The sequence below is a fragment of the Streptomyces sp. NPDC102441 genome, assembly GCF_044765585.1.
In the GTDB taxonomy this organism is placed as follows: Bacteria; Actinomycetota; Actinomycetes; order Streptomycetales; family Streptomycetaceae; genus Streptomyces.
In genome coordinates this window covers 58850-84748 of the sequence record NZ_JBIWKH010000024.1, presented here as the reverse complement: position 1 = coordinate 84748, position 25899 = coordinate 58850, and the positions used below count along the sequence as shown (strand labels likewise).

The following is a 25899-nucleotide window of genomic DNA, read 5'->3' as shown; positions in this document are numbered from 1 at the left end:
TGCCCGGCGCACAGGCGTCACTTGCTGCAGTCACCCGCCCCAGCCATGCGGCAGCACAGAACCGCGTCGCGAACTCCTAAGCTTGTCCTACGGTTCTAGCGCGGGCGTTCGAACGACTCGTGGTGCTGGAGGCAGTAGTAGAGCTGGCCGAGCATGCGGTTGCAGAGGTTGCGTTGTGCTGCCGCGTGCCAGTCGCCGTGGTCATCGCGTCGGCGCCGGTAGTGGGCCTTGGCGCCGGCCGAGGCCGTGATGGAGACGAAGGCCCAGAGGTAGTCGGCGGCGTTGAGCCGGTCGTTCTTGACCCATCGCCGGGTGATGCTCGACTTCTTGCCGGAGGCCCTGGTGATGGGCGAGGCGCCCACGTAACGCTTTCAGGCCGCGGGCGTCGGCGAAGCGGGTCTTGTCGTCTCCGATCTCGGCAAGCACCCGGGTGCCGAGCTGGACGCCGAGGGCGGGGAAGCTGAGGATGATCTCAGCGCCCGGGTGCTGAGGGAAAGCCTCTTCGACCGCCTCGGCGAGGTCGTCGGCGGTGGGCGTCGAGAAGCAACGTGCTTTTGACCTCAAGGTCAAAAATGGTGCTACGGTAGCGCCATGGGCAGGCCGAAGCAGTTCGATCCGGATGTGGCGGTGGAGCGCGCGATGGGCGTGTTCTGGCGCAAGGGGTACGCGGCGACGACGCCGCAGGACCTCGTGGACGAGGTCGGCATCGGTAAGGGCAGCCTGTACAACACCTTCGGCAGCAAGCATGCCTTGTTCGAGCGGGCGCTCATGCGCTATCGCGACTCGCAGGCCGCGTGGCTGGAGTCGCTTCTCGATCATCCCGGTTCGGCGAAGGATCGACTGAGGGGTGCGCTGGAGGCGTTGGTCGAGCTCGACTTGGGTGACCCGGATCGGCGCGGCTGCATGGCGGTCAACACTGCCGCCGAGTTGGCTACCTCGGACGCCGGGGCGGCTGAGACGGTGCGCAAGATGTTCGCGCGTACGGAGAGTGCGTTCCGGGCGACCGTTGAGGAAGGTCAGCGGGCCGGCGAGATCGCTGGTGGCCGCGACGCGGCGGCGATGGCCGCCTGGCTGCTCGCGACGGTGATCGGCATGCGGGTGTTGGCTAAGACCGCCGAGGACGCGACGCAGTTGAGGCGGGTCGTGGACGCGGCGATGGCGTCGCTGTAGTCCGGCACCGCCGGTCAGCGGCTCTCTCTTTTTGGCCTAATTTTGTACCTGTAATTCAAATATATTCAAGGAGTCCGACATGGAGCTCGATCTCGCCGGGAAGACCGCGGTCGTCACCGGGGCCAGCCGAGGCGTGGGCCTCGCGATCACACGGCAGCTCGTCGCCGAGGGGGTCCGCGTGGTGGGTGCGGCCCGTACGATCACGGCCGAGCTGAAGAAGGCCGGCACGCACCCGGTCGCGGTCGACCTGAGCACGTCGGGAGGTGCCGAGGAGTTGGGGGCACAGGCGCTCGCGAAACTCGGTGGGGTGGACATCCTGGTCAACAACCTGGGCGGCGGCGACACGTTCACCCTCAACGGGTTCCTCGCGACCGACGACGCCCTGTGGGCGCAGAGCTTCGAGGTCAACCTGTTCGGCACGGTCCGGGTTACCCGTCGACTGCTGCCGAGCCTCTTGGTGCGCCGCGGTTCGGTGGTGAACATCTCGTCGATGAGCGCACGCCTGCCGGGCACGGGCCCCATCGAGTACGGCGTCGCGAAGGCCGGTCTCAACGCGTTCGGCAAGGCGCTGTCCGAGGAGTTCGGGCCCCAGGGTGTACGTGTGAACACTGTCTCTCCCGGTCCGACGCGTACCGGTATGTGGGAGGACGCCGACGGCTTCGGTGCCCGCCTCGCAGAGGCGAACGGTATCGGGCACCGCGACTTCGTGGCCGGGGTGCCCGCGGCGATGGGCATGACCACTGGCCGTATGGTCGAGGCCGATGAGGTCGCGGCCGTCGTCGCGTTTCTCGCCTCGGGCCGCGCGGCAAGCGTCACCGGCGCCGATTACGTCGTCGAGGGCGGCGGCATCAAGACGGTGTGAGACGACTGCTGCGCTGGGACGGTGAGGAGACGTCCGCCCCAGCGGATGCCCTTCTCGCTGCGGACGCGGGCGCGTTCGCGTCGTTGTGCGGCAAGGACGTCGGGGTGCCGGGCATTCTGGTTGCGCCAGCGCAGATACCGGTGCAACTCCCGTGTCTGCACGGTGTGGTTGGGGTGGTGGGAGTTAGCGAGGGTGAACTGCCGTAGTGGCCCGAAGCGCTCCTCGGTCGGGTTCGCCCAGGACACGTTCGTCGGTGTGAAGCACAGCTCGACCTTGTTCCGGACCGCCCAGCGTGGAACGCGCACGATCTTGTGGGCGGACAGGTTGCCCAGGATCACGTAGATCGGGGCGCCGTCGGGACTCGCTGCCCGGATGTTCTTGAGCGCGGCCCAGGTCGGAGCGATGCCCTTACGGCGCCGGTTGATGCCCGAGAGCGGCGCCGGCGGCGTGTTTCGGCCGGCTTCCGACGATCACGTCGCACCGGGACGGGCAGTGGTGCCGGCATGCTGGTGCCGGCGCACCATGGAGTTGGCGATCGCGATCCTCCGTCCCCAGCTGGACCGGATCTTCGCGCGGGGAGCGAGGGGAGTGACGGAGGCTGATGGCGCATCGCGGTGCTCAGCGCTCGGCCGCGGCCTGCTTCAGCGCCCTGTGCGTGGGCGAGTCTTCTTCCGCGGTGAGCACGACGAGCTCGAGGGGCTGGGCGCCAGGGACGACGTAGGCGGTGTAGCCAAGGTCGAGCCGGCCCGCTTGCGGGTGGCGGAAGCCATGGACCCCGGTGGTCGGTCCACGTACCTCGTGTTCTTCCCAGATCGCGGCGAAGTCGCCACTACACGCGGTCAGTTCGGCGACGATCCGATGGCCGCGTCGGCTGTGAGGATCGGCGGCCAGCGCGTGGCGCAAGCGATGCACGTTGCTGCGGGCCACTTTCTCCCAGTCAGCGAGGAGGCGCGGGGCGCGGGGGTCGCAGAAGGTGAACCAGGCGAAGTTCCGGTGCTGGACCGGTAGCTCGGCGTAATCGAAAAGCAGCCACGTTTCCGGATCGTTCCAGGCCAAGATGTCGCGCATGGGGGTCACGACGTGCGCGGGCCAGAGAGTCAGCGAGTCGAGCAATCGCAGGGTGCCGTCCGGAACCCGCGGGGTTTGGGCGGTGGCCGGGCCCGTCTGCTGCGCCGGGGCGCCGGTGAGATGGTGCAGGTGGTGGCGGGCGTCGATGTCGAGTTGCAAGGCGGTGGCGATAGCATCCAGGACTCCGGGCGACGGGTGACGCTGGCGGCCTTGTTCGAGACGGGTGTAGTACTCGGGACTGATGCCGGCCAGCGCGGCGACCTCAGCACGGCGTAGTCCCTTCAGCCGTCGTGTGTCACTGCGGGGAAGTCCGGCTGCTTCGGGGGTCAGGCGCGCTCGGCGTGAGCGCAGATAGTGAGCCAGGTCTGGCAGGGGTGCGGGCGATGCCATGCGTCGATTATCGGTACGCCATCTGTCTTCTTCACGTGCTGGGGGTGGTCCTGCGAGGGCTACCCCCGGCGGGGCTTGCCCGCAGCGGTGTCTCGTGGCGCGTGAGTGGTGCGACAAAGACTGGCCGCAGACAGTGACCGCGACGCGATCGGCACCACCAACGAGGATGGGCTCGACCTGCGTTGCGACCTCCGCACGCTCTCTTGGAGCCCTTTCATGTCCACACCTTCTGACGAAGGGCTTTCGTCGGCCCTGTCCTGCTCGCCTGCGCCCGCTGCTCCGGTACGAGCGACGCGGCCGGGCCGGGGCGTGCCCGTAGGGCCACGGCTGAGCCGGTACACGCCGCTGGCTGTGCTGAGCGCGGCTGCCGGACTGGATGCCGGTGGTGTCGCCGTACTCAACAGCGCTCTGCCCTCTGTGGGCGCGCGGTTCGCCACATCGGCACAGAACCTGTCCTGGGCCGTGACCGGGTACGCGCTCGCCTTCGCCGGCCTGCTGTTGTGCGGGGGAGCCCTGGCAGACCGGCTGCGACGCCGGCGTGTGCTGGTCTGGGGTCTGGCGGTGGTCGTGGCGGGCGCTGTGCTGGCCTTGATGGCGTCGGCCTTCTGGATGGTTGTGGCGGGACGCGTTCTGCAGGGAGTTGGTGCGGCGGTCACCATGCCGGCCGCTACCGCGCTGCTGATGTCGGTGTATTCCAGCGGGCCGATGCGCTCGCGGGCGTTGGGCGTGTTCTCCGCCGCACAGGCGAGCTGCTACGGGACTGGTCTGGTCCTCGGGGGGATGATCACCAGCGCGCTGGGTTGGCGTTGGGTGTTCGCCCTGCAGGCCGGCGCAGCCCTGACCACGGCTCTGGCCGCGCTGCGCCTGCTACCGCCGGGAACCCAGGAACACCGGACCGGGCACCTGGACATGACAGGAGCCGGCGCGCTGGTCGCAGCCCTCGTCATGACCGTCCTGAGCGCAGACACGGCGACCCGGCCGGGAGGCGGCCTGCCCGCGGTGGCGATGATCGTGGCCGCCGCGGCCTGCGGATATCTGTGGTGGCGCCGCGGCCGCACCCGCACGGGGGAGTCAGTCCTGCTGGACCGGAACCTGCTGCGCGAGCGCGGCGTACGGACCACCGCGGTGGTGGCTGTCGCCTTCTACTTCTGCGTCACCGGATCGCTTTTTCTGCTGCCGCTCTACCTCCAGCAGTTGCGCGGCATGTCCCCGGCCACGTCAGGTCTCGCTGTTCTCCCGGTCAGCCTCGCCGTGGCGGCAGCCGCGCTCCTTTCCGGCCGTCTGATGAAAACCCGCGGCCCGCGCTCGCTCCTGGCCGTGGGCCTCCTCCTCACTGCCGGTGGCGTACTGCTGTGGTGCACAACCGGAACGCACAGTCCCTACGCGGGCCCGGTCATGGTCGGCCTGATCGTCACCGGCATCGGCCAGGGCCTGGCCTTCCCCGCTCTCACGGCCATCGGCCTGCGCAACGTCCCGACCCATGCCCACGGCACCGCCTCTGCGATCACGACCACCGCGTTGCAGATCGGCAGCGCAATCGGGCCCGCCGTCCTGGCCGCAACCGCTCAGGCCACCACTGGATCAGCGCGCCACGGCACACTGTCCCTCTCCGGTCACCACCTCGCCTACGCTGCGGCAGCCGGGCTGCTGCTCATCGTCGGCTTCGGAGTCATCGCGCGCCGGGGAGGGCGGGTGGCTCGCGCGGGAGGGGCGTAGTCAGGTACCTGGGCCGCGGATCGATGCACCACAATCCTCGCTGGACAGACACCCCAGGGCTTTAACTCGTCAAGCTTCGGTGCTCAGGCCGCCATGTGTTCTGTCGATCTGTTCGAAAGAGGCCACGGTCAACCGTGTAGACGGAGCCAGCAGGGGAGTTGACCTGCTACGCCGTCGCCGGCGCCAAGGGTGCGGGTGGTACTGCGCTGCGCTAGCGTCCGTCATTATGACGGATGCCTCCTTGAAGGAATTGCGTTCCGAGCTGCGGGATCTGGCGGAGCCGAATGTCCGCGCCCAGCAGGTGAGGGTTCTCAGCCCCGCAGACGACGACGAGCTGCTCGGCGTACGTGTTCCGGTGATACGCAAACTGGCCCGGAGGTACCGGGAGTTGTCCCTGGAAGATGTCGATGTTCTCCTGCACAGCCGGGTGCACGACGAGCGGTTCGGCGGTCTGCTGATCCTGGCCGAGCAGGTGCAGATCTCTCGGGGCGCCGACCGGAAGGCACTGGTCGATTTCTATCTGGCGCGCACCGACTGCGTGGACAACTGGGATCTGGTGGACGGTTCCGCGCATGTCGTGCTGGGTCCCTGGCTCCTGGACGGACCGTTGGATGTGCTGGACGAGCTGGCCGGGTCGGCTTGGCTGTGGGACCGCAGGATCGCGGTGCTGGCCACGCTGGCGCTGATCCGTGCGGGCCGCTTCGAGCCGACGTTCCGTCTTGTTCTCACACTGCGCCGGGATCCTCAGCCGCTGATCCACAAGGCGTTGGGGTGGATGCTGCGGGAGATCGGCCGCAGGGATGAGCGGCTGATGGTGGACTTCCTCGACCAGCATCTGGCCGAGCTGCCGCGGATCACCGTGCGGTACGCGACCGAACGGCTGACGCCGGGCGAGCGGGCCCGGTTCGTGAAAAGGCGTTAGCACGCCGGACCCGATCGGCCCGGAACGGACGCCAACGGAACTCAGCCCCAAGTCAGCACGAGCCTTGACGCGGCCGCTGGCCGTCTGTCACGTCAAGCCTGCGACCTGCATGGTTGTGCGGGAGGGTGCCACGTGCTGAGTGGCGCCCTCCCATGGATCTACCCCGCCGTCTGCGAAGAGCCGGTACAGCCGGGGTGGAGCCTGATGCCGTCGGTGAGTTCGGTGACGGGCTGGAGGGCGGCTCTGGGGATGCCCAGCTGCCGGCGTGCCCGGTGGACGGCGGCGAGATGGGCGGCAGCCGGTGGCCCCCAGTCGAAGAGCTCCGAGGCTTGCTCGGGGGTCGCCAGGATGCGGGTGTAGGTGTGGCCTGTGGCCGGGTCGGGCCGTGCGGGGCCGACGCCGGTGAGTGTCGCGGCGTGGCGAAGGTATGCGCGCCGTCCTGGAGGGTCGGTGACGTGTCCGAGGAGCAAGGGGCTTCCGAATCGGGCTGCTGCCTCCTCCTCGGCTTCGCGGCGCAGGGTGGACACGGGGTCGCCCTGATCCTGCTCCTCGGGCTTGCCACCGGGCAGGAGGGCGCTTCCTGTGTCGGGGTCGAGGAGGATGAGGACGCGCCCGTCCGGGGCGAACAGCCATGCCCACACCTGGGCCACGGTGAGCTCTTGCGGGGCCGGTCCCTCGTGCCAGGGGTAGTGGTACTTGGGGCGGGTGGTCTGCAGGACGGCGAGGCGGTCGAGGACGGTGGGGGCGATCGGAAGGCCGTTCTCCAGGAGCACTGCGCCGGCGGCGTTGATCCGGGCGCGGAGCGCGGACAGGGCGCGGCGGGCGTCGGCCGGGGCGAGCAGCTCGGGCAGCCGGGCGGGTTCGACGAACTCGACGGCGGTGATCTCGCTCGGAGGCAGGCGGATCTCGGCGATCCGGTCGTCGTCCCAGGTGCCGCCGTCGAAGACATGCAGGATCTCGCCGGGAAACCTCATGACCGCGGGCGTGTTGACGGCGCCGGTGGAAACCCAGTCGACGGCCAGGCCCCGGTCGACGTGGGCGGTGACCCCGAGTTCCTCCATGAGCTCGCGCGTGGCGGCGTGGGCGGGGGACTCGCCCTCGTCGACGGCGCCTCCCGGCAGGAGGCAGGTGTCGCGGTAGTCGACGTGCTGGATCAGGACCTGCCCGAGCGTGTTGGTGATCAGTACGGACGTGCCGACCCACAGGGCGGCCGAGGCGCGCAGGGCACCGTAAGCCTCGTCGCTCATCGTTGTGTTGGGCGGCTCGTCGGGGATGGATTCCGTTGTCATGGTTCTCCGATCGGGGGAGGGAGCCGGCCGGGCCAGGGAGGAGGGACGCGGCGGCCGGCGCTGTCAGGTGGTGAGCTGGTGCGGGTGGTCTGCGACGGGCCCTGGCGTGAGCCGGGTGAAGTGCTCGGTGGCGATGATGCTTGCGGGCGTCGCCATACCCCTTCGGCCGGCAGGGCCTCGGCAGGGCAGTTGAGCCCCCCTTCGTGCCCACCACCCGTACCCCGTTGCCTGCCGCAACAACAGGCACTCGCGCGAGCCATGGCAGTCCGGGAGGGGTCCCGGCGGCACCCACATATGATGAGCCGCCAGTCACCGAGGTCCAACAAGGAGGCCCGCTATGACGCCGGTGCAAGTTGATTGGCTGTCCGTACTGCTCGGTCCTGTAGTCATCGTCGCGTTGCTGGTTGCCTTCTTCGCCGGGCGTTCGGCATCCAAGGCCGGTGAGCCGATGCCTGGTTGGGGAAAGGCTGTCCAAGGTGTGGCCATTGCCCTCGCGCTGTTCGTGGCCTTCATGAACATGGTTTGAGGCCGTCAGTAAGTGGACTGACGACGAAGCGTGAGGCGGACGCAGGACTCGGTCACGTGCGCTGGGTGCACGACGAGCGCTGCTGGAGGCGACGCCCTGGTGTGCCCTGAGCTCGGCGACTGATCACGGCCTACGATTTCGCGGAGCACCGCGGCAAGCAGGACAGGTACGGGCGGCGGCGCGGGCCCGGGAGAGGTTGCCGAACCAGCGTATACATCCCTCACCCCGACGGAGCAGGGCGACGTGTCATTCGCCCAACAGGCGCAGGTCTGACTTGACGATCGTCGTGGTGACCAGCAGATCGGTGATGAGGTTGTGGTTGAGCGCGTTTCCGACCGGCTGAGGGACCTCTTCCTCCAGGAGTCCGGGAACGCCATCCTCCTTGCTGAGTCGTTTGCGCGCGCCTGCGACGATGTGGGCGGCCCGCTTCGGGCTCCACCGCTCCATCGGCCTCAACTCGCCCAGTTCGAAGCTGACCTGGGCCCATGTCAGGGGCTGCGGCTGGGGATCGAGCCGCAGGTAGCGCTGAGCGAGGCAGACGAGCACCAGCTTCTCTTCCGGGCTCAGCTGCCGTACCTCGCCGTGTGTCTCCTCCTCGTGTGGCCCCTGCGCGATTGCCGGGCCGGGCGACGGTGCCGACGAGGTGATCCGGACCTCCAGGAGGTGCTCCTGTCGAGCGGAGACGACGAACAAGGGCGTGTACCCGGCCGGCAGTTGCGCCTGGTCTCCGCCGAGTACCAGCCGCGGTCCGGGAAAACGGATGGGTAGTCTGCCGGTGTTGTGCAGCATCCAGCAGGAGGATTCCCGGGTGATCAGTCCCTGCCGTCGGCTGACGCGCGTGTCGCCCGCGCCGACGCAGATGTGGACATCGGGCTTGTTGCGTCCGAACAGCAGCGTGAAGTCCGCGTCCGGCGCCACGCTCATGCCCCCGTTCGAACCGAGCGCGAAGAGCGTGCCCGGGAGGGCCGGAGGAATGGTGTGGCTGAGGCTGCCAATGTGCTTCGGCAGAAGGCTGACCCTGCTCGCCGAACTCGCCATGATGCCCTCTTCGTAGTCGGTGAGGCCGATCCTAGACGCCGGCGTCCGGGAGGGGGCCCGGGATCGCGATGGATCCGCCCATGTCCACGTCGTAGGGATAGAGGTTGGGGAAGTCGAGAGTGGCTGGTGTGGGGTAGCTGCCGTCCGTGGTCTCCGCTCCGTCCCGCAAGACGCGGATTCTCACCTTGCCCGAGGGAAAGGTGAGACGAAGTCGCCAGTCGACACTTCCCCTCGGGCGCGGCACCTCGACGGTCCGGCGCCAGGACAAGGGAACGTTCTTCAGCGTGGTGGGCCGGCCGTTCACCCAGTAGGTGAGCGAGCTGAGCGGCCCGCCGCCAGTGATCACGAATTCGAGTGTGACGGGTTTCGCCGGAGGCGAGGGTACGGGGGACGGAGACGTGGGGGCCGTGGCCGCGGGTCCGGCGTTCCGGGACTTGCGGGAGTCCTCCGCCTCCGGCTCGGACGGAGACTCCTCCCCGGTTCCGGTGAGCACGGCGCCCGCGCCCCCGGCCACGGACAGGACGATGGCCCCGCCGATGAGCAGCGTGCGCCGCCCCGGCGGCGCGGACGGGCGCATCGGCGGGTTGGCGGCGGCGCTCGCCTGCCTGTCGATCGCCGCCATCACGGGCTGCGGCAGCCGGGCGGCGTCCGAATGCTCCGCGTACGGCGTCAACGAGGCCGAACGCCTGGCCAGTTCGGCGGCGGTCGGCCGGGCGGCGTCGCTGGCCCGCCGGCAGTCCGCTATCAGTGCGCGCAGCTTCTCGTCGGTGTGCTGCGGACCGCACGCGTAGTCCAGCGTGGCGCCCAGCGAGTAGACGTCGCTCGGCGGGCCGGCGTCACCGTCCATCTGCTCCGGGGACATGAAGCCCCGGGAGCCGGCCGGGCCGTTGGAGCGCGTACGTGCGGCGATGCCGAAGTCGATCAGCCGCGGCCCGTCGGCGGTCAGCAGCACGTTCGCCGGTTTGACGTCCAAGTGAACGATCCCCGCACGATGGATCGCGGCGAGTGCCTCCGCGAGTCCGGCGGCCAGCTGCCGCACGGAGGCGGTGGGCAGCGGACCGTACCTCTCCACCGCGTCGCGCAGCGTCACCGACGCCAGGAACTCGGTCGACATCCAGGGCGTCTCGGCGTCGGGATCCGCATCCAGGACCGGCGGACTGTAGGTGCCGCCGACCGCCGTGGCGGCCGCCACTTCGCGTCGGAAGAGGGTCCGAAATCCGGGCGCACGGACGTATTCGGCATGCGGCACCTTGACCGCCACCGCCCGGCCGCCCCGGGACCGTCCGAGGTAGACCACCGCCATGCCGCCGACCGCGATACGCGCCAGGATCCGGTAGCGCCCGAGGCTGCCCGGATCGCTCTGCTCAAGCTGCTCCACGTGTACCTCCGGTGAGCCGACCGGGCGGGCTGACGGCCTCGACGTGTCCGTCCAAGGTGCCCAGGAGTACGAGCCCGCCGGCGGCCAGCGCACCGGACCCGGAGGCGGATGCCGAGCCGATGGTCGCCTGGGCACCATATGTCCACCGGACGCGCCCGTCGGCCGTGTCCAGGGCGTACACCGCCTGGTCGGGGCCCTGCACCCAGAGCGTGCCATCGGATATGCCGAGCGTGCCCGACGTGCCGTACGACGTGCTCTCCCCGCCCAGCCGACTTGACCATACCGGCTTGCCCGTACTGGCCCGGAACGCGCGTACCCGGCCGTCCACCTCACCCACGTAGAGGAGGCCGTTCCCCGCGTGCCGTACGGAACTGCGGTAGTCGAACGCCTTCTGCCACGCAACCGTCCCGTCGTCCGCGCGGACCGCGTACACGGTCCCGGCGTTGTCGCCTGCGAAGACCATGCCGTCGCTGATGACGGCGGACACAGCGGACTGCGCCAACTCGCGCCTCCACCGGATCCGGCCGCTACCCGCGTTCATCCCGGTCAGGTCGTCGCCACCCGCCACCACCAGCCCGGCACCGGCGGTGAAGGACGCGTTGGCGGTCGCCTGCGCGGTCCAGCGCCGCCGCCCGTCTCCGGCCTCCAGTGCCCTGATCTCGTTGCCGTGGGCGACGTACAGCAACGACCCGGTGGTCGTCGTCCCCCACGGGAAGAACGGCACACGCGATGTCCAGGAGGTGGCACCGGAGGCCGGGTGGACGGCGCGAAGAACGAAGTCCTGTGTGCTGTCCCCGTCCCGGGCGTCGAACAGATACACCGCATTGGTCCCGGCCGTGACGAAGTCGTCGCCGGACGTGTCGGCGGCCCGTGACCAAAGGATCCGCCCGGTCCGCGGATCGAAGGCGCGGACGTCGTTCTGCCCGCTGCTCGCGGCGACGACCACGTCGCCCGCGTTGTAGAGGTCGGGGTGGTGCCGGTCGTCGTCGACGACCCTCGTCTTCCATTGACGGGTGGCTGACGCGGGCCGGGCCGTGGTTGCGCGGGACTGCGACGGCGAGCGCGACGACGACGAACGTGATGGCGCCTGCCCGTCGTCGCTCGCCGACAGGACCGTCTCCGCCAGCGCCACCGCGGCACTGGCGGCCACGGGCATGCCGGCCGCGGCCAGGAGCAGACTGCGGCGGCTCGGGCTCCGGGAGCCCACGTTCCCGGAGCCCGCGCAAGCCCCGGCCGTCACCGCGGTCGGCTCGGCGGTCGTCTCGCTGGGCGGTGCCGCCCGCACCGCCAGGTCGGCCATCGCGGCAGCTGGGTCGGGCGGGAGATCGGGCCGCGTCACGCAGCGGTCGATCGCCTCCGCCAGTGGCGCCGGCAGCCAGCCGGTGCCGTGCACCGAGGCTGCGGGCTCGCCGAGCCGGTGCAGCACGGCGGCGGCGGAGGGGCGGCGCTCCGGCTCGCGGCGCAAGCAGGCCGTGACCAGGGCGCGCAGCCCGCGGTCCGTGATTCCGCCGAGATCCGTACGCGCCACCCGCACGCGTTCCAGCGTCGCCGCCCTGTCTTCGGCGGTGAATGGCTCCTGTCCCGTCGCTGTGAACACCAGCACCGCACCGAGCGCGAAGACGTCGCCGGCCGGTCCGGCGAAGCCGCCGGACGCCTGTTCCGGCGACATGAAGCCCGGCGTGCCGAGGAGCGCCCCGGGGAGGGTGATCGCCGTGGCGTCCTCCGGCCGTGCGATCCCGAAGTCGATCACCCGGGGGCCGCGGGCGGTCAGCATGATGTTGCCCGGCTTCAGGTCCCGGTGAGCGAGACCCGCCCGGTGGATGTCGGCGAGCGCCTCGGCCAGGGCGGCGGCCAGGAGACGCAGGGCGGTCGGCGGGAGTCCGCCGTAGGACCCGACGGCCTGCCGCAGCGACTGCCCGGGTAGGTACTCCATGACGAGCCAAGGCACCTCGGCGTCCGGAGCGGCGTCCAGCAGTGCGGCGGTGAACGCACCGGTCACCGTCTGGGCGGCGGTCACCTCCCGACGGAAGCGGGCACGGTAGTGGGCATCGCGGCTGAACCGCTCCTGCACCAATTTGACCGCGACCTGCCGGCCTCCCGGCGAGCGCCCGAGGTAGACAGTGCCCATCCCGCCTGTGCCGAGCCGGGCCAGCAGCCGGTAGCCGCCCACTTGGCCCGGATCATCTGGCTGCAGTGGCTGCACGGCCTCCCTCTCCGCCCTCACCCCGATGCGAGGAGCAGAGTAGCGGACCGGTGGCAGCTCACAGGCTGGTGCCGGGCTGCCGGGGGGCGACGTTGACGCAGAGGCGTCCGGCCTCGTTCGGGCGGTCTGTGTCAGCCAGGCGGACGTCAAAACCGGGACGGTGCTTCAGTGTTGTGGGCCCGAAGCCGCCGCCGGGAGGGGTCCCGGCGGCAGAGCCCGATGATGCGGGTACCGAGAACCGTTTTCGCGACCAGGGGAGATCAGGATGAGTGACCCGACGTACGCCGTGCCCACCGGGCCTGAGCCCGTGTCTCCCGAGGTCAGGGCACACGACCCGCTGGCCGTCGCACTCGGTAACGCTTCCATGCTCGGCGTCGGCTACCTGATGATGCGGCGGCGTAGGCTCGCCGCCGTCGCCGCACTCGTCACCTTCGTGCTCGTCTCCATGCTGGCCTCGACCAGCCGGCGGTCGTACGAGGTCGCCGTGCTCCTGTGGTGGGCGGCCGTCATCGCCCACGGGTGGTTCCTGGCGCGCAGAGGCGCCGAACGGGTCGCGGTGCGCAGCCGACGCCTGGTCGCGCTCGCTGTCACGCTGCCGGTGCTGCTGGCCGTGGGGCTCCTGCGATTCGACGCCTCCAGGATCGGGCGCAGCGTCACCGAGGCTCGTGAACGTGGCGACTGCGCACAGGTGTTCAGCGCCCAGGGCAGGTTCTGGTTGGGGCACCGGATCGCCGATGCCCCGCTGACCGCCCGCGGTGACGAGACCGTACGGACGTGCAACCGGCTGCAGGCGGCCGGGGCCGAGCTGGCCACTGCGCTGACCGGGGACACCGATGCGATGGAGGAGGGCTTCGACACGCTCGCCTCGGTCCTCACGGAACACGGCAACGAGCAGACGGTCGAAGCGACACTGAACGGGTTCCTCGGCAGTCTGCCCGCCGAGGACGCCTGCGACACCGTCGCCGTCACCGACTGGCTCCGCGACCGGAAGCGCAGCCATGACGTGCTGGACCGGGCCGTGGTCGCGGTCAAGCGGACCGCGCCCGCCGCGCTCGTCGGATGCGGTGATGACCACCTGGCGGACAGCAGCTGGGAGAAGGCCCAGACGCGCTACGAGCAGCTGCTCGACCAGTACCCTGGCGACGGCCTCGCGGACAGGGCGCGGAAGGGATCCAGGCAGGCCACTCAGAGCATCGAGCTGGCCGACGTCCGCAGCCTCCTGGTCACGCAAGGGCCCGGCTCGCAGCCCGAGTACTGTTCGAGCCCGGCGAAGTACAGCGGCGCCAAGCCATTCGGCAAGGGAACCAACCGTGCGCTGTTCTACGGCGGCGACGAGTACAGCGACCACTCGGACAAACTTCCAGGCTCCTGGAAGACCGACGACCCCACCGTCGCGGTCCTGGTGGTCTGCATGGGCGAGCAGACCTTCGGCACGTCCGTCCGGACGTGTCCGTACAAGGGCAAGACCTCGGGATCCACCACGTACGTGACCTTCTCGAAGATCGCGATCCCTGTGAAGGTCTACGAGTTGCGCACCGGCAAGCTCGTCGTCAACCGCAAGATCCAGATCGGTGGTACCAGCTGCCCAGCGGTCATCACGTACTTCACCCGCGGTGACTCCGACTCCGGGCCGCCGTCGGCCAGGTACGTCGACGCGTCCAAGTCCGACGTGCGGACGGCGTTCCGGCCGCTGGTCATCCGGTGAGCCGCGGCGCGGGGGTCGTGGTGGGCGTGCGGCGAGCACCGGTCGCTCCGGGCCCGGAGCGCCGGGGCCATCCAGGCCCGCGAGCAGGGGAACTCGCTGAGAGAGGCGGCCCGCTCCACAGTGATCACGAACGCAGACTCGCTCGAGCTGATTGTCAAGATTTCCTGCTGCAGCCTCGTTGTTGCACCGTATGTACGGATGGAACGCCACAATGTTTCCTGTCGCCGTGGGCCGCGCTCGCGCCCGCCGAACCGAGGTGGAGCCCATGCGCTCGATGACCACATCCTTGCGTCACACCACCCTTGTCGTACTGGCCTCCGCCGTCGCCCTGCTGCTCACGGGATGCGGAGGTGACGGCGACGATGATTCGGACAGCGCCGCTCCAGAGAAGTCACCCGCGCAGACCCGATCCGTTGCCCCGCCGTCCAAGGCCCCCACCTCGCCACCACCACCCGCCAAAAGCTCGTCCCTCCCGAAGGCGGCGGACGGCACCGACCTTGCTGCCTGCGGTGACGGCACCTGCGAGGTCGAGGTCAGGATTGGCGACGTGATCAGCGTCAAAAGCAGCTCCGGCGCGAAGGAGTTCATGATCACGGGTTTTGGTGAGGGAGGGGTGACGGTAGCCGTCGGCCCGTTCGACAACCCCTTGACCACGACCGTGAACGGTGGCGTAGAGATCAACGGGGTCTCGCTGGAGATCCATCCGCTGAACGACAAGCGTGCGATCGCCAAGGTCTCCTGAGGCGGTGCGAAACAGGCAGGAAGACTTCGGGCCGCGCATGTCTGCCGGTTCGCCGGTGTCGTGCTGACAGTCGGCGGGCAGCCGACGGAATCGCCCACGGGATGTCCCACAGACGCTCGCGCCGACGGAACCGTTTCACCGGGCACCTGTGAAGGGGATGAGCGCCTGGGGCAGGTACGTGAGGGGGCACGGTCAGGGGCTCGAGTCATCGGCCTGCCGCCCGTCACCGCCCCAGCCCCCGCAATGACCGGCGCAGGAAGCCACTTTGCACAGGGGAAACGCAACTTCGACGCGGCCCGCAGAGGCAGCTGCCTTCACCTGGTCCTCGACGATCGCCCACGGTCGCACAGAAGCTCCTCGAGGCTGAGCCACCCGCGAGGCCTGGACCGCGTCATCTCCGTACGGCGCGGAGCCGCCTCGACGGCGGGGATCCGGCGGTGTGAAGATGCGGGACCCGGCGAACCGAGCTGCCCGGGCGCCAGGCAGACTCTCCGTACTGTAGTTCCTTCACCAGAGGATGATCCACGCATGATTACGCTCACCAAAGAAGACGGGCCGGCCGACCTGGACGGAGTCACGCACCTGTCCATCGGCGTGTCCTGGGACCCCACCGCCGGTAGCAGCGGAGGCGTCATGGGCGTGCTCCGCCGTAAGACCGGCACCGACCTGGACCTGATCGCCATCGCCGTACAGGGCGGTGACCCCGTGCGTCTGGCTGGTCTGGACTCGCTGGACCCGATGGGCAACGGCTCCCTGGTACACAGCGGCGACAACCAGACCGGGCGCGGCGAAGGCGACGACGAGACCGTCACGGTCGAGTTCGGACGGGTCCCCGCCAACATCACGTCGATCGTGTTCATCGCCGCCGCTTTCAAGAAGGGCAGCTCCTTCCAGAAGGCCCGCAACATCAGCTTCAAGGTGTACGACGCGACCGGCGGCACCGTCCAGCAGGTGGCGGACATCTGGCCCAGCCTGCTGACCCAGGACAACGGCTGCGCCGTCGCGAAGGCCGTGCGGGCCGGCAACTCCTGGAAACTCGAAGTGATCAACACGACCGGGAAGGTCAAGCAGGGTGACGAGCACGCCCTGATGCGCTTCGCCATCAGCAAGTAGCTCTCTCGCCGTACACCGCTGGACCGGAACACCCCCGCGCGGCGGCTACCAGGTGACGGGCAGGGCGTGCAGACCGTAGATGACGGCGTCGTACTTGAACGGAACGGTGTCGAGACCGTCGACCGTTCGCAGCGTGGGGATGCGCCGGAAGAGAGTGGGATAGATGACCTGGAGCTCCATGCGGGCCAGGGGCTGGCCCACGCAGTGATGGCTGCCGGCCCCGAATGCCTGGTGGTGACGGGCGTCGCGGGTGATGTCGAGGCGGTCGGGGTCGGGGAAGACCGCCGGGTCACGGTTGGCGAGTTCGCCGAGGAGGATGACGCCCTCTCCCGCGCGGATGGTGCGACCGGCGATCTCGATGTCCTCCAGGGCGGTCCGGCGGCGGCCGAGATGGACGATGGAGAGGTAGCGCAGGAGCTCTTCGACCGCGTCGCGGACGACGGCGGGATCGTCCGTATCGCGGATCACGGCGAGTTGCTCGGGGTGCTGCAGGAGCAGAAGTGTGCCCAGGCTGATCATGTTCGCGGTGGTCTCGTGCCCGCCGAGGAGGAGGAGCACGCCCATCGCGGCGGCCTGGCGGCGGGTGAGTTCGCCGTTTTCGATCTGTGTACAGAGGCCGGAGAGGAGATCGTCGCCGGGCTCCGTGCGCTTGCGGCCGACGAGCTCGTCGAGATAGGTGGCGAGGTTGGTGTGGGCCGTCCCGCGTTCCTGGGGTGAGGCGGTGGCGGAGACGATGGACTTGCTGTTCGTCTGGAAGAACTCGTGGTCCTCGTAGGGCACTCCGAGCATTTCGGAGATGACCAGGGAGGGGAGGGGCAGGGCGAGGTCCCGGACGAGGTCTGCCGGCTCGGGGCCGTCGAGCATGGCGTCGATGAAGTCGTCGGCCATCTTCTGCACGCGGGGGCGCATCGCCTCGACCCGCTTGATGGTGAAGGCGCCGCTGACCATGCGGCGCAGCCGGGCGTGCTCGGGGTCGTCCATGCCGACGAAGCTCAGGTCCGCGCTGCCGGCATGGGCGTGGGCCGGGTCCACGGGGCTGGGAAAGCCGGGCCGGGAGAACTCCACGCTCAGGCGCGCGTCGGACAGCAGCGCCTTCTGCTCGGCGTGCCCGGTCACGGCCCAGGGGGTGCTGTCGCCCCAGGAGCGGACCTGGGTGAGCGGGCCGTACCCGGACAGCGCCCGCATGCCGGGCGAGGGGGCGAAGGGGCACTCCGAGGAGCGCGGCGGGGGGAAGCCGGGGATGTCGAGGGAGCTTGCCTCGGAGGTGGAGGGCGTGCTGGTCATGGTCGTCTCCGGTGGGGTGGGCCGCCTACGCCGTGGTGGGGACGGGAGGCGTGCGCGGATCGGTCGGCAGTGGGCGACGGAAGCGGGCGGGATCAGGGTGGGCGAGGAGTGCGGGATGCCGGGCGGTGACCGCCGGTCACCGTGGAGCGGCAACGGGGCGGGGGGTGTAACGGTCGAGGAGGTACGGGCGGTGCAGGCGGGCCTGTTTGGGCATGTTCCAGCCGAGGACGGCGACCGGGCGGCCCTCGCCGTCGAGGTACCGGGCGACGAACCGGCCCTGCTCCGTGTCGCCTTCGACGACGTGCGTGGTGGCGGTGGGCGTGGGCAGCCCGTACACCTGGATCTTCACGCCGAGCTGGTCGGTCCAGAAGTAGGGGACGGGGCTGTAGGGGCGGTCCGCGCCCAGGATGTTCGCCGCGACCGCCATCGCCTGCTCGGTGGCGTTCGTGCGGTTCTCCAGTCGCAGCGACCGGCCGAGTGCCTCGTGGTGGAAGCGGGCCACGTCTCCCGTGGCGTAGACGCCGTCGGCGGCGCGGCACCGGGAGTCGCACACCACGCCGTCCTCCAGGGCCAGCCCGCTGCCGGCCAGCCAGTCGGTGGCAGGGGTGCTGCCGACCGCCGCGACGACGAGATCGGCGGGGATGGTCTCCCCCTCGGCCGTGCGGACACCGGTGACGCGTCCGCCGGCCGTTTCCAGCGTCGCCACCAGGGTGTCCGGGCGCAGCCGAACCCCGTGCGCGGTGTGCAGCGCGGCGAGCAGTGCGGCGATGTCGTGGCCCAACTGCGCCCGCATCGGCGCCGCCTGCGGACCGGTGAGTGTTACGTCGGCGCCCATGAGACGGGCCGTCGCCGCGATCTCGGAGCCGAGCACCCCGTCGCCGACGACCACGACCCGTCGGGCCTCGAGCAGTTCCCCGCGCAGTCGCACGGCGTCGCCCAGGGTTCGCAGCACATGCACGCCCGCCACGCCTGACAGCTCCGGCAGTCTGCGCGCGTGCAGCCCGGTGGCCAGCACGACGGCTTCCGCTCCCAGCTCCGCTCCGTCCGCGGTGCGCACGGTGCGGGTGGCGGCGTCGAGGGACGACGCGCGCTCGCCGAGGACGAACTCGGCGTCCAGGGCGTCCAGGACCTCACGGGTGCGCAGTTGTGTGCGCTCGGCCTCCCATGTCCCGGCGAGTACCTGCTTGGACAGGGGCGGGCGGTCGTACGGTGCGCCGGTCTCCTCACCGAGCAATGTGATCCGCTCGCGGTAGCCCTTGCGGCGCAGGCTCTCCACCACGGCGAGACCCGCGGCGCCGGCCCCGACGACGAGCACGTCCGAGGGCGTGTTCACGCGTTCTCGTGCAGGCGGATGGCGGCGGCAGGGCAGACGTCGGCGGACTCGCGGACCGCCTCGTGCCGGTCGGCGGCGGGCATGGCGTCGAGGAGGACGACGATGCCGTCCTCGTCACGCTGGTCGAACACCTCCGGTGCGATCAGCACACACTGGCCCGCACCGCAGCACTTCTCGTCGTCCACGGTGATCTTCATGGTGTCTCCCTCTGGGGATCGGTCGGTTCCGGGCGGTCTTTCAGCGGCGGGTGGTGGGTGCGGCGAGCAGCCCCACCAGCGCGTCCTCGAGCGCGTCGCCCGTGTGCTTCCACGAGGAGCCGGGCTCGGCCCGGCCGGCGGCCAGGGCGCGCTCCTGCTCCGCGCAGGTGTGGGTGATCAGGTGGCGGGCCATCCCGGCGCGAGCCGGGCGGACCTCGGGGGGCACGACGTCGTACAGGCACCTGCCCAGCCCTCCGAGGGTGCGGCGCAGGCTGTCACGGGTGAGGGACTCGTCCTCCACCAGCGTCCGCATCAGCGGGTCGGTCATCACCTGTACGGCGAACCGGGCGTGCCAGGAGGGGACGCCGAGGGCGGCATGGTGATCGGTCACCGGGCGCAGCAGGCAGCGCACCCAGTCCCGCAGGTCGGTGCTGTCGCCGGCGGCCTCCACGTAGTGCGCGCGGATCGCGTCGACGTCTGTGCCGTGGCGGGTCATGATCGCCCGTACGAGCGTCGTCTTGCTGCCGAAGTGGTAGCTGACGGCCGTGGTGTTGCCCTGGCCGGCCGCCTCGCCGATCTGCCGGTTGGAGACGTTCGACAGGCCGTGCTCGGCGTAGAGGCGCTCGGCCGCCGTCATGATGGCCTCGCGTGTGCCGACACCGCGGCCGGTGCGAGGCTCGGTTCTGTTCACCATGTCATCGCTGCTTCCTCGGGTCCGTCTTCCCGAGCACTAGACATCAGCTCTCCGTTTAAATCAATCGACTGACTTAATCGGATGCCGTGGCTGGCCGGAAACACGCGCCGATCGGCGTGCGTCGGTCCAGCCGATGGCCGAGCGGCTGCCGGACGGGAACATGCAGGCCCCATGCAGGCCCTGCGGCAGTTCGTGAACCAGTCGCCGCGGGATCCGTCGCCGGTGCGGCGACGGATCGCCCGGAGACCGTCCGAGGCGATCACGCCACAGGTGTGGGTGATCGACGACGTGTCGTTGCCCAAGTGCGGCCGGGCCTCGGCCGGGGTCGGGCTGGGCCCGCTGACGCCTGCCCGATACCGGACGGCACCGCGAGCACTTGCCGTCCACGAGGCCGCTGCCGCCAGGCCACTTCACCGAGGTGGCCTGGCGGCAGGGCAGCAAAGGCACGATGACCTCACGGTTCGCGGTCCTGACGGTTCGAACGGCGGGCAAGCGGTCCCTGGCCGCCGCCCGGGCGGCAGGTGGCGGACGCGACCAACGGGGCGGTGTCCTGCCCACCAGGAAGCCCCGTTCCTGAGACGCGGCCCGGCCCACGACGGTGCCGCCGGGCCCCGGCTGCTACGCGCCGGACCGCACCACGATCTTGCCCGCGGCCTCCCCCGCGGCCATGCGGTGGAATCCCGACGGCACGATGTCCTCCAGGCCGATGACCGCGTCCACGGCCTCGGACGCGATGCGCGGGTGGTCTCCGAGCAGTGAGAGTGCGTCGGGGAGGTCCTGGTCGCAGATGTGGACCTTGGACGTCGAGATCCGGATCTCGTCGAGCACCAGCCGCGTCAGATCCAGCGGCGAGGGATCGCGGTGCAGCCCGACCAGCCGGATGTGCCCGCCCCGGCTCACCGCCCGCACGGCCGCTTCGAGCCCCCGCGGTGTCCCGGACGTCTCGACCACGACGCCCGCCCCCTCGCCTCCTGTGGCGCGGCGGATCGCCGCGGCGGCGTCCTCCTGGGACGCGTCGATCAGTGTCGTGGCCCCCATGCGTCCGGCGACCTCGAGGCGTGCGGCCGAGACGTCGACCCCTATCGTGTCCACGCCCCGGGCGGTGCAGGCGGCGACGACCAGCGAGCCGATCCCGCCCAGTCCGATCACCGCCAGGCTCGTGCCGGGACCGGCCCCCGTACCCCGGACGGCGTGCAGGGCCACGGCCAGCGGCTGGGCCATGATGGCGATGTCCGCCGGGAGGTCCCCGACGTGCCGGCTGATCCGCGCCGGGACGTTCACGCGCTCGGCGAGCCCGCCGTCCACGTGCAGCCCCACGGTGTAGTAGCTGTCGCACAGGTTGGTCCGCCCGGCGAGGCACAGCCGGCACGTCCCGCAGGAGACCCCGGAACCCGGCACCACGACGTCCCCGATCCGGAAGCCGGAGACCTCGGCCCCCACCGACGCCACCCGCCCGACCATCTCGTGCCCGAGCGCCAGCGGGCCGACGTGGCCGCTGGCGGGGTGGGGCGCCGTCATCGGTACCAGGTGGGGACCCGAGACGTACTCGTCCACGTCCGTGCCGCAGATGCTGGCCCGTACGATCTCCAGCTGGATCTCGTGAGCCTCCGGCGGCGCAGGGTCCGGCCACTGCTGGACCCGGATGTCTTTTTGCCCGTGGTAGACGGCAGCAAGCATGGACAGCGTTCTCCTGGTCTCGTGCGCTGTGGCGGTGGCAGGCGGGTGCCCGAGGTCATTCGATTCCGAGTGCGTGGAGCATCGGCCGGAGTTTCGCGCAGGTCTCCTGGTACTCCTCCTCCGGGTCGGAGTCGGCCACGAGCCCGCAACCCGCGTACAGCGAGGCGACGTTGCCGTGGACCAGGGCGGAGCGGATGGCCACCGCGAATTCGCCCTGGCCCGAGATGTCGCTCCAGCCGACGCCTCCCGCGTACCAGCCACGGGCGAGGCCCTCGTTCTTGGCGAGCCAGTCCAGGGAGGCCGCCCGCGGGTGCCCGCCGAGTGCCGGTGTGGGGTGGAGCCGTTCGGCGAACTCCAGTATTCCGGGGGCGTCTTCCGCCAGCTTCCCCTCGACCGGGGTGGACAGGTGCTGGACGTTGGCCAGCTTGAGCACCGTGGGTGAGGGCGCCACGGTGAGGTCCGCGCACGATCCCGTCAGCGCCTCCCGGAGCATCCGCACCACGATGTCGTGCTCGTGAAGGATCTTCGCGCTGCCTGTGAGGTCCTTCTCGTAGACGGCGTCCTCCTCGGGGGTGGCGCCGCGCGGTGTGGTCCCGGCCAGCCCGAGTGTGTGGACGGTGCCGTCGGTCAGGCGTACCAGGTACTCGGGCGTGGCTCCCACGAACTCGAAGCCGCCTTCGCGCACCGCGAACAGGGTCGCCTCCGGATAGGCCCTGCTGAGCCGGTCCATCGCCGCGGGAACGTCGAAGTCGCTGTCGGCGACGTACCGCACCTCGCGGGCGAGCACCACCTTCTCGAAGGCGCCTTCGCGCATCCGGCGCACCGCGCGGCCCACCAGGCTCTTCCAGTCGGCGGCTGACGGCAGCTCGACCGGCTCGTGCACGAGGGGCGGGTCCGTCGGGCCGCCGTCCGGTGCGCCGGGCAGCGGCGACAGGCACCGCTCGGCCAGGTCCAGCAGATTCCGCGAGACCCGCACCGGATCGCTGTCCCGGTCCACGACGGCGTTGAGCCGCAGCTCACCCAGGGGCGTGCCCCAACCGGTGGCGGCGGCGGCGGTTCCGCGTATCTGGACGGCCGGTACCCACATCAGGGCGTCGGGGAACGGAGGGCGCGCCGTGCCGGTCGCAGGGGAGAATGCCACGCCTCCCACCAGCAACGGGCCCTGTCCGGTGGGGAGTTCACCGGTGGGGCCGCCACCTGTCACAGCGCCCTCGGCCAGGTCGGCCCAGGCGGCGCGCACGGCGCCGATGCGGTCCTCGCCGTCCTCGGAGAGGTCGTGCGCCGTCCCTGCGGCGACGAGGAAGGTGCTGTCCCAAGCGGAACGCCAGAGCATCGCGCGATCCGCCACGCGCCGGGAGCGGCGCCAGACCTCGAGGGCGTCGGTGTGCGGTACCGGCATCGCCCAGCTGGTCAGCACGGGACGCCCCCGAAGGCGCGCGGCGTCGACGGCGCGCCGGCAGATGTCGAGCAGGTCCTCCCTGGAGGCGAGGTCGAGTGCCGACCGGTCGGCTTCGGGCAGAGCCGCCAGGTACAGGACGGAAGCGCTGCTGGCCATGTCAGTACACCCCTTCGACGACGGACGTCGCGCCGGCCGAGGGAAGCGGCCGTACGTCGGCCACACCGTCCTGCGGGTAGGCCGCGTTCGGCCGGATCCGCAAGGCGTAGTCGCGCTCCAGGGTCCAGGGCAGGAACAGATCGCGGGAGAGGAGGCTGATCCGCGCCTGTCCGCGTTCGCCGTAGGCGACCTGGGTGGTGGGGTGTTCCGGGTCCACCAGACGCACCCGGCTGTACGGCTCGTACGGGATGAAGACGCACTGTTCGTCGGCGTCGGCAGCGGCGGGTGTCCGGGGGCGCTGCGGGGCGATGCCCATCATCGTGTTCCCGTACAGGCCGACGACGGCCGCGTCGGGGAACAGCTCGTTCTCCAGGGTGCGCAGGGTCTCGGGGCCGATACTGGTGCCGGCCCAGATGATGCCACGGACGCGCTGCTGCACCAGGTCCAGGAGGTCGTCGCGGGCGGCGATGGCCTCGAGAACCGGAGGGGTGGCGAAGAGCACGGACACCGGCTGGGTGCTCAGGATGTCCCGTGCCTGCTCCAGCACGTGCCCCACATAGCGGACGACGTCCTCGGACCGGCCGTGCTTGGCCGCCTGCTTGACCCAGCGGGGGTCGAAGTCGATGTAGTGGCAGAAGGTCTGGCGCCTGCGGGCGAGGAGTCCGACCGATCGGCCGACGATGTGCGGTCCGGTCGGGCCGATGTGCAGCCAGTGGCCGCCGCCCTCGCCCGGGATGCCGTGGTCCTGGAGGACCTCGCTCACCCATTCGACGCCCTGGCGCCGGGAGCGGGATTCGACGATGCGCTTGGGACGTCCCGTGGTGCCCCCGGAGTCGAAGACCTGGAAGTCCTCCACGGAGCGGTCGACGCCGGCCGGCACGAGCTCGTCGACGGAGACGTCCCGCCACTCCTCGCTGACATCGGGGAAGAGGTCCAGGTCCTCCCAGGTACGGACGTCCTTGCGTGGGTCGAAGGGGAGCCGGGCGGCCCGTTCGACCCAGAACGGTGAGCCGGTGGTGGGGGAGAAGTGCCACTCCATGGCGGACCGGACGAAATCCTCCGCCGGTACGCCGCTGTGGAACGGATCGTTCGCTGTGCTGGACATGGTGATGCGCCTCCGGCGATGTCAGACCTGGGCGAGGGAGCGGGAACGGGGCCGTGCGAGCGTGCGTCCGACCGCCTCCACCACCGGCCGGAGGCGTTCCATGAGGTCGGTGAACTGGGCCGCGTCCAAGGCCTGCGCTCCGTCGCACAGGGCCCCGCGCGCGTTGGTGTGGACGTCGATCAGCAGTCCGTCGGCACCGCAGGCCGCGGCAGCGAGGGACATCGGTCCGACGAGATGCGGCTGCCCGGTGCTGTGGCTCGGGTCGACGATCACCGGCAGATGCGTGAGCCGTTTGGCCTCGGCCACCGCGCTGAGGTCCAGCGTGAAGCGGGTGCTGCGTTCGAAGGAGCGGATGCCGCGCTCGCACAGCACCACGTCGGCGTTGCCCATCTGCATCAGGTACTCGGCGGCGAGCAGCCACTCCTCGATCGTGGCGGCCATGCCGCGCTTGAGGAGTACCGGCCGCCCGGCCGCGCCCGCCTCGCGCAGCAGGGCGAAGTTCTGCATGTTGCGCGTGCCGATCTGGAGCATGTCGCTCTCCTCGGCGACACGTTCCACATCGGCCGGAGAGACGACCTCGGTGACCACCGGCAGTCCGGTCCGCACGCGCTGCTCCGCCAGCAGGGCCAGGCCCGAGACTCCCAGCCCCTGGAAGCTGTAGGGGGAGGTCCGGGGCTTGAAGGCGCCTCCGCGGAGTACCCCCGCGCCGGCTGCGGCGACTACATCCACCACAGTTGACATCTGTTGTGATGACTCCACGGCACAGGGCCCGGCCATGACCAGGAATCCGGTCCCGCCGAGCGTGGGCCCGTCCGGCCCGCCGATCGTGACCCGTGTGTCCTCCGGGTGGTAGGTGCGGCTGGTGAGCCGCTGTGCTCCGGGCACGACCACCACGCGCTCCACGCCCGCCGAGCGTTCGACGGATGCGGACAGTTCGGGTGACCCGGTTCCTTCGGACACCAGGAGAGTGGCGCCGGCGGCCTTCGCTGGGACGGACGTCAGTCCGTTCTCCCTGAGTAAGGCGCCCGCGAGCTCTGTCTGCTCGTGGGTCGCCTGGGGGCTCATTACGACGATCATGAGTGCCTTCCCTGGGGCAGTGGTGCGCGGGGGCTCTGTCGATCGGGCCGATCCTCTCCACGTAATCCTGGATTGTCAATGAGGGTTGTCAACTCAGATTAATGATGCTCCAATCGCTCTGCCCGGTGCGAAAGCGCCGAGCAGAACCGAGCGATCGACTCGAACCGTGGAGGCGTGCCGTGAAGATGATCGACATCAGCCAGGGGTGGTACGAGGGAATGCCCTCGTACGACGCGGCGTGGTACCCGAAGTTCTCGGTCCGCCGGGCGATGACCCCGCGGACCGACCCGGCCGCAGGCGGGCGAACCTTCTCCGACCTGCAGATCTTTCCGCACAACGGCTCGCACGTGGAGTCCGGTTACCACTTCTTCGAGGACCGCGAGAAGATCGGCGAAGTGCCTCTGGACACGTTCGTCGGCCGCGTCTGTGTCGCCGACCTGTCGCACAAGCGCGACCTCGACCCGGTGACCGGCGAGGACCTGGAGAAGGCGCTGCGCGACGTGTGGCAGCCGGGCGACCGTCTGCTGATCCGCACCGACCACCCCAACCGCTACCTCGGCCGCGACGACTACTGGGACAAGCCCCCCTACCTGACCGTCTCGGGTGCGGACTGGGCGGTCGACAACGGTGCCGTCCTGGTCGGGATGGACTGCATCACCGAGCGCCCCGACGACCGCAGCGGCCAGGTGCACCGGCGCCTGCTCGGTGCCGGCATCCCCATCCTGGAGAACATCCAGAATCTCGACCAGCTCGACGGCCCGGTCGGTCACCTCGTGGCGCTCCCCCTGAAGATCGAGGGCGTCGAAGCGGCTCCGGTGCGCGCAGTGGTCTTCGACGGCTGGCCGGTCTGACCGG

General features: G+C 70.3%; 22 protein-coding genes and 3 pseudogenes. 10 read left to right on the top strand and 15 right to left on the bottom strand.

Annotation, left to right across the window (positions count from 1 at the left end; all coding sequences use genetic code 11):
* Window positions 1-95: 95 nt before the first annotated feature.
* Window positions 96-528: pseudogene (locus ACIREO_RS37330) on the bottom strand (transposase); the annotation flags it as partial.
* A gap of 63 nt (window positions 529-591) precedes the next feature.
* On the opposite strand from ACIREO_RS37330, the gene ACIREO_RS37325 reads away from it, so the two are divergent.
* A complete protein-coding gene (locus ACIREO_RS37325; RefSeq protein WP_404118865.1) occupies window positions 592-1170 on the top strand; it encodes a TetR/AcrR family transcriptional regulator in 579 nt (192 codons plus the stop codon).
* A 79-nt stretch (window positions 1171-1249) separates the two neighbouring features.
* Complete coding sequence (locus ACIREO_RS37320) at window positions 1250-2032, top strand: SDR family oxidoreductase (protein WP_404118862.1); 783 nt, start codon at window positions 1250-1252, stop codon at window positions 2030-2032.
* On the opposite strand, the pseudogene ACIREO_RS37315 reads toward ACIREO_RS37320, so the two are convergent.
* Window positions 1996-2460 (bottom strand): annotated as a pseudogene (locus ACIREO_RS37315) (IS630 family transposase); the annotation flags it as partial. The gene ACIREO_RS37320 and the pseudogene ACIREO_RS37315 sit on opposite strands and share 37 nt — an antisense overlap.
* Window positions 2461-2650: 190 nt before the next feature.
* Window positions 2651-3490 (bottom strand): helix-turn-helix domain-containing protein, encoded by an 840-nt coding sequence (locus ACIREO_RS37310; RefSeq protein WP_404118859.1) that lies wholly within the window; start codon window positions 3488-3490, stop codon window positions 2651-2653.
* A 216-nt stretch (window positions 3491-3706) separates the two neighbouring features.
* On the opposite strand from ACIREO_RS37310, the gene ACIREO_RS37305 reads away from it, so the two are divergent.
* Both ACIREO_RS37305 and ACIREO_RS37300 read left to right on the top strand, forming a co-directional pair.
* Window positions 3707-5206 carry an MFS transporter gene (locus tag ACIREO_RS37305; RefSeq protein ID WP_404118857.1) on the top strand — a complete coding sequence of 500 codons (1500 nt, stop codon included), beginning with the start codon at window positions 3707-3709 and terminating at the stop codon, window positions 5204-5206.
* Between the two features lie 241 nt (window positions 5207-5447).
* Window positions 5448-6128 (top strand): DNA alkylation repair protein, encoded by a 681-nt coding sequence (locus ACIREO_RS37300; RefSeq protein ID WP_404118854.1) that lies wholly within the window; start codon window positions 5448-5450, stop codon window positions 6126-6128.
* A gap of 158 nt (window positions 6129-6286) precedes the next feature.
* Here ACIREO_RS37300 and ACIREO_RS37295 read toward each other — a convergent pair whose 3' ends face one another.
* Window positions 6287-7417, bottom strand: coding sequence for an NUDIX domain-containing protein (locus ACIREO_RS37295; protein ID WP_404118852.1), 1131 nt, complete (start codon window positions 7415-7417; stop codon window positions 6287-6289).
* Between the two features lie 337 nt (window positions 7418-7754).
* Between ACIREO_RS37295 and ACIREO_RS37290 the strand changes: the two genes are divergently transcribed.
* A complete protein-coding gene (locus ACIREO_RS37290; RefSeq protein ID WP_404118850.1) occupies window positions 7755-7943 on the top strand; it encodes a hypothetical protein in 189 nt (62 codons plus the stop codon).
* Between the two features lie 246 nt (window positions 7944-8189).
* Here the strand turns inward: ACIREO_RS37290 and ACIREO_RS37285 are convergent, their stop codons facing one another.
* From ACIREO_RS37285 to ACIREO_RS37275, 3 genes are read right to left on the bottom strand one after another with little or no spacing between them, the layout of a single operon-like run.
* Window positions 8190-8981, bottom strand: coding sequence for a hypothetical protein (locus ACIREO_RS37285; protein ID WP_404118848.1), 792 nt, complete (start codon window positions 8979-8981; stop codon window positions 8190-8192).
* Window positions 8982-9012: 31 nt separating this feature from the next.
* A complete protein-coding gene (locus ACIREO_RS37280) occupies window positions 9013-10359 on the bottom strand; it encodes a serine/threonine-protein kinase (protein WP_404118845.1) in 1347 nt (448 codons plus the stop codon).
* Complete coding sequence (locus ACIREO_RS37275; RefSeq protein ID WP_404118842.1) at window positions 10346-12562, bottom strand: PQQ-binding-like beta-propeller repeat protein; 2217 nt, start codon at window positions 12560-12562, stop codon at window positions 10346-10348. Before ACIREO_RS37275 ends, ACIREO_RS37280 begins: the two co-directional genes overlap by 14 nt.
* A 265-nt stretch (window positions 12563-12827) precedes the next feature.
* Here ACIREO_RS37275 and ACIREO_RS37270 point away from each other — a divergent pair, with 265 nt between their 5' ends.
* The 3 genes from ACIREO_RS37270 to ACIREO_RS37260 all read left to right on the top strand — a co-directional run bounded on the left by ACIREO_RS37270 (window position 12828) and on the right by ACIREO_RS37260 (window position 16122).
* Window positions 12828-14267 (top strand): hypothetical protein, encoded by a 1440-nt coding sequence (locus ACIREO_RS37270; protein WP_404118840.1) that lies wholly within the window; start codon window positions 12828-12830, stop codon window positions 14265-14267.
* Window positions 14268-14532: 265 nt separating this feature from the next.
* Window positions 14533-15009, top strand: a complete 477-nt coding sequence (locus ACIREO_RS37265; RefSeq protein WP_404118838.1) for a hypothetical protein — start codon at window positions 14533-14535, stop codon at window positions 15007-15009.
* A 528-nt stretch (window positions 15010-15537) separates the two neighbouring features.
* Window positions 15538-16122, top strand: coding sequence for a TerD family protein (locus ACIREO_RS37260; protein WP_404118835.1), 585 nt, complete (start codon window positions 15538-15540; stop codon window positions 16120-16122).
* A 45-nt stretch (window positions 16123-16167) separates the two neighbouring features.
* On the opposite strand, the gene ACIREO_RS37255 is transcribed toward ACIREO_RS37260, so the two are convergent.
* The 4 genes from ACIREO_RS37255 to ACIREO_RS37240 form a co-directional block, all read right to left on the bottom strand.
* Window positions 16168-17406 (bottom strand): cytochrome P450, encoded by a 1239-nt coding sequence (locus ACIREO_RS37255; protein WP_404118833.1) that lies wholly within the window; start codon window positions 17404-17406, stop codon window positions 16168-16170.
* A 136-nt stretch (window positions 17407-17542) separates the two neighbouring features.
* Window positions 17543-18739, bottom strand: a complete 1197-nt coding sequence (locus ACIREO_RS37250; RefSeq protein WP_404118831.1) for an NAD(P)/FAD-dependent oxidoreductase — start codon at window positions 18737-18739, stop codon at window positions 17543-17545.
* Window positions 18736-18936, bottom strand: a complete 201-nt coding sequence (locus ACIREO_RS37245; RefSeq protein WP_404118829.1) for a ferredoxin — start codon at window positions 18934-18936, stop codon at window positions 18736-18738. The genes ACIREO_RS37250 and ACIREO_RS37245 overlap by 4 nt, the downstream gene beginning before the upstream one ends.
* A gap of 40 nt (window positions 18937-18976) precedes the next feature.
* Complete coding sequence (locus tag ACIREO_RS37240; protein ID WP_404118827.1) at window positions 18977-19630, bottom strand: TetR/AcrR family transcriptional regulator; 654 nt, start codon at window positions 19628-19630, stop codon at window positions 18977-18979.
* A 112-nt stretch (window positions 19631-19742) separates the two neighbouring features.
* On the opposite strand from ACIREO_RS37240, the pseudogene ACIREO_RS37235 reads away from it, so the two are divergent.
* Window positions 19743-19957: pseudogene (locus tag ACIREO_RS37235) on the top strand (transposase); the annotation flags it as partial.
* Window positions 19958-20248: 291 nt separating this feature from the next.
* On the opposite strand, the gene ACIREO_RS37230 reads toward ACIREO_RS37235, so the two are convergent.
* Genes ACIREO_RS37230 through aroF form a run of 4 tightly spaced genes read right to left on the bottom strand, consistent with a single transcriptional unit; the run spans window position 20249 to window position 25044 of the window.
* Window positions 20249-21307, bottom strand: coding sequence for a zinc-binding dehydrogenase (locus ACIREO_RS37230; protein ID WP_404118825.1), 1059 nt, complete (start codon window positions 21305-21307; stop codon window positions 20249-20251).
* 55 nt (window positions 21308-21362) lie between these two features.
* Window positions 21363-22862, bottom strand: a complete 1500-nt coding sequence (locus ACIREO_RS37225) for an isochorismate synthase MenF (RefSeq protein ID WP_404118823.1) — start codon at window positions 22860-22862, stop codon at window positions 21363-21365.
* A 1-nt stretch (window position 22863) separates the two neighbouring features.
* Window positions 22864-23967 carry a phenazine biosynthesis protein gene (locus tag ACIREO_RS37220; protein WP_404118821.1) on the bottom strand — a complete coding sequence of 368 codons (1104 nt, stop codon included), beginning with the start codon at window positions 23965-23967 and terminating at the stop codon, window positions 22864-22866.
* A gap of 21 nt (window positions 23968-23988) precedes the next feature.
* Window positions 23989-25044: a 3-deoxy-7-phosphoheptulonate synthase gene (gene aroF, locus ACIREO_RS37215; RefSeq protein ID WP_404118818.1), complete on the bottom strand. Its 1056-nt coding sequence runs from the start codon at window positions 25042-25044 to the stop codon at window positions 23989-23991.
* 185 nt (window positions 25045-25229) lie between these two features.
* On the opposite strand from aroF, the gene ACIREO_RS37210 reads away from it, so the two are divergent.
* Window positions 25230-25895: a cyclase family protein gene (locus ACIREO_RS37210; protein ID WP_404118915.1), complete on the top strand. Its 666-nt coding sequence runs from the start codon at window positions 25230-25232 to the stop codon at window positions 25893-25895.
* Window positions 25896-25899 lie beyond the last annotated feature (4 nt).

Coding starts and splice junctions, on each gene's coding strand:
- ACIREO_RS37310 (WP_404118859.1), bottom strand. CDS start 3,490: ATGGCATCGCCCGCACCCCTGCCAGACCTGGCTCACTATCTGCGCTCA.
- ACIREO_RS37210 (WP_404118915.1), top strand. CDS start 25,230: ATGATCGACATCAGCCAGGGGTGGTACGAGGGAATGCCCTCGTACGAC.
- ACIREO_RS37305 (WP_404118857.1), top strand. CDS start 3,707: ATGTCCACACCTTCTGACGAAGGGCTTTCGTCGGCCCTGTCCTGCTCG.
- ACIREO_RS37320 (WP_404118862.1), top strand. CDS start 1,250: ATGGAGCTCGATCTCGCCGGGAAGACCGCGGTCGTCACCGGGGCCAGC.
- ACIREO_RS37295 (WP_404118852.1), bottom strand. CDS start 7,417: ATGACAACGGAATCCATCCCCGACGAGCCGCCCAACACAACGATGAGC.
- ACIREO_RS37230 (WP_404118825.1), bottom strand. CDS start 21,307: ATGCTTGCTGCCGTCTACCACGGGCAAAAAGACATCCGGGTCCAGCAG.
- ACIREO_RS37265 (WP_404118838.1), top strand. CDS start 14,533: ATGCGCTCGATGACCACATCCTTGCGTCACACCACCCTTGTCGTACTG.
- ACIREO_RS37260 (WP_404118835.1), top strand. CDS start 15,538: ATGATTACGCTCACCAAAGAAGACGGGCCGGCCGACCTGGACGGAGTC.
- aroF (WP_404118818.1), bottom strand. CDS start 25,044: ATGATCGTCGTAATGAGCCCCCAGGCGACCCACGAGCAGACAGAGCTC.
- ACIREO_RS37285 (WP_404118848.1), bottom strand. CDS start 8,981: ATGGCGAGTTCGGCGAGCAGGGTCAGCCTTCTGCCGAAGCACATTGGC.
- ACIREO_RS37255 (WP_404118833.1), bottom strand. CDS start 17,406: ATGACCAGCACGCCCTCCACCTCCGAGGCAAGCTCCCTCGACATCCCC.
- ACIREO_RS37270 (WP_404118840.1), top strand. CDS start 12,828: ATGAGTGACCCGACGTACGCCGTGCCCACCGGGCCTGAGCCCGTGTCT.
- ACIREO_RS37290 (WP_404118850.1), top strand. CDS start 7,755: ATGACGCCGGTGCAAGTTGATTGGCTGTCCGTACTGCTCGGTCCTGTA.
- ACIREO_RS37225 (WP_404118823.1), bottom strand. CDS start 22,862: ATGGCCAGCAGCGCTTCCGTCCTGTACCTGGCGGCTCTGCCCGAAGCC.
- ACIREO_RS37245 (WP_404118829.1), bottom strand. CDS start 18,936: ATGAAGATCACCGTGGACGACGAGAAGTGCTGCGGTGCGGGCCAGTGT.
- ACIREO_RS37325 (WP_404118865.1), top strand. CDS start 592: ATGGGCAGGCCGAAGCAGTTCGATCCGGATGTGGCGGTGGAGCGCGCG.
- ACIREO_RS37220 (WP_404118821.1), bottom strand. CDS start 23,967: ATGTCCAGCACAGCGAACGATCCGTTCCACAGCGGCGTACCGGCGGAG.
- ACIREO_RS37240 (WP_404118827.1), bottom strand. CDS start 19,630: ATGGTGAACAGAACCGAGCCTCGCACCGGCCGCGGTGTCGGCACACGC.